The following is an 814-nucleotide window of genomic DNA, read 5'->3' on the forward strand; positions in this document are numbered from 1 at the left end:
GCACGGGATCGTAACTCGCCGGTTCATTCTACAAAAGGCACGCCATCACCCATTAACGGGCTCTGACTATTTGTAGGCACACGGTTTCAGGATCTCTTTCACTCCCCTTCCGGGGTGCTTTTCACCTTTCCCTCACGGTACTGGTTCACTATCGATCACTAGGGAGTATTTAGCCTTGGGAGATGGTCCTCCCAGATTCCGACGGAATTTCACGTGTTCCGCCGTACTCAGGATACATTCAAGAGAGAACGAAGTTTCGACTACGGGGTTGTTACCCTCTACGACGGACCTTTCCAGGTCGCTTCGTCTACCTCGTTCCTTTGTAACTCCGTATAGAATGTCCTACAACCCCAAGAGGCAAGCCTCTTGGTTTGGGCTATGTTCCGTTTCGCTCGCCGCTACTCAGGAAATCGCATTTGCTTTCTCTTCCTCCAGGTACTTAGATGTTTCAGTTCCCTGGGTCTGTCTTCCATACCCTATGTATTCAGGTAAGGATACCATACCATTACGTATAGTGGGTTTCCCCATTCGGAAATCTTCGGATCAAAGCTTACTTACAGCTCCCCGAAGCATATCGGCGTTAGTCCCGTCCTTCATCGACTCCTAGTGTCAAGGCATCCACCGTGCGCCCTTTCTAACTTAACCAAACTAAAAATTAAAAAATATGAGCTACACTGTTATCTAGTTTTCAAAGAACATACATTTATATATGAGAGATAGTTCTCTCAAAACTGAACAAAACGAAACACGGAAACTTATATTGATGAACAGCGTTCATCAATTCTCCATAGAAAGGAGGTGATCCAGCCGCACC

1 rRNA gene is annotated in these 814 nt (G+C 46.6%); it reads right to left on the reverse strand.

Annotation, left to right across the window (positions count from 1 at the left end):
- A 23S ribosomal RNA gene (locus tag AC1Q8M_RS27805) occupies positions 1-645 on the reverse strand; the annotation flags it as partial.
- Positions 646-814 lie beyond the last annotated feature (169 nt).

Source organism: Bacillus sp. GW823-FHT06A10 (genome assembly GCF_058795375.1).